Annotated in this window: 2 protein-coding genes; both read left to right on the top strand. The window is 65.0% G+C overall.

The window, feature by feature from the left end:
- On the top strand, positions 1-981 hold a 981-nt coding region (locus ACO48X_RS09930; RefSeq protein WP_485001930.1), incomplete at its 5' end, for an alpha/beta hydrolase fold domain-containing protein.
- A gap of 2 nt (positions 982-983) precedes the next feature.
- Positions 984-1,189, top strand: a 206-nt coding sequence (locus ACO48X_RS09925) for an acyl-CoA dehydrogenase family protein (protein ID WP_485001929.1), incomplete at its 3' end; no start/stop codon positions are given.

Genomic DNA, 1,189 nt, shown 5'->3' with positions numbered 1-1,189 from the left:
AGCGAGCAGACAGGCGCCGTCGTCGCCAAGCAGAACGAGCTCGCTGCGGGCGTCTATTCCAGCGGTCAAACCTTCGAGCAGATGCGCGAGGGGTATCGCAAGGAACGGGTTTTCTGGAACGACGGCGGCCCCGTGCCGGCCTCGACGATCGAGGAGGACGTCGCGACCCGGCACGGGAGGGTGCGCGTGCGGATGCATCGCCCCGACGGCGCCGCCGTCCTCCCCGGGATCGTCTACGTCCACGGGGGTGGATGGGTGCTGGGAGACCTCGACACCCACGATCGAATAACCCGGACCCTCGCCGAGAAGACCGGGGCGGCCGTTATCGCCGTCGATTACACGCTCTCGCCGGAGGCGCGCTTTCCGCGGGCGCTCGAAGAATGCGTCGACGTCGTCCTGGCGTTGAAGGCCGACTCTGACAAATGGGGGCTGGATCCTCGGAGACTCGCCTTGGCGGGCGACTCCGGCGGCGCCAGCCTTGCCCTCGGAGCGTTCCTGCACCTGCGCGACGAGGAAAAAGCTGCCGAGGGCGTTGCGGCGCTCCTGCTGTTCTACGGCGCTTTCGGGCTGCGCGACTCAATGTCGATGCGGCTGTTCGGAGGCGAATGGGACGGTCTGACGGAAGAGGATTTTTCCTGGTACAAGGGTCTCTATCTAGCCGACGCCGCAGACGAGCGCAGCCCCTACGTCGACCTCCTGGCGAACGATCTAACGGGGACGATGCCGCCGTGCTACATCGCCGCGGCCGGGCTCGATCCCCTGAGGGACGATTCGCGCACGCTCGCGGCCATGCTCGCGAGCGCCGGGGGAGACGTGGAGGCGGAGGAGTTTCCCGACGTCATCCACGGCTTCCTGCACCACTCCAGAATGCTTGACGCCGCGAGGGGCGCCCTCGCGCACGCGTCGGATTTCTTTCGCTCGCGCGTCGGGAAGGCCCCGGCGTCAACTCAACAGACAATCGAGATCACAACTGAGGAGTAGAAATGGATTTCTCATTCACCGAGGAACAGCAGCTGATCGTCGACGGCTTCGCCGACGTCATGAATTCACGCTCATGGGAAAAGTACTTCCATGAGTGCGACGAGACGTCGACCTATCCCCTCGAATGGGTGAAGGCTTTGTGCGACGTCGGATTCGACCGCATCCTCCTTCCCGAGGAGCACGACGGACTCGGCCTCGACTGGGTCAC

It is taken from the genome of Peptidiphaga sp., assembly GCF_057238965.1.
This window is presented reverse-complemented; position numbering and strand designations above follow the sequence as displayed.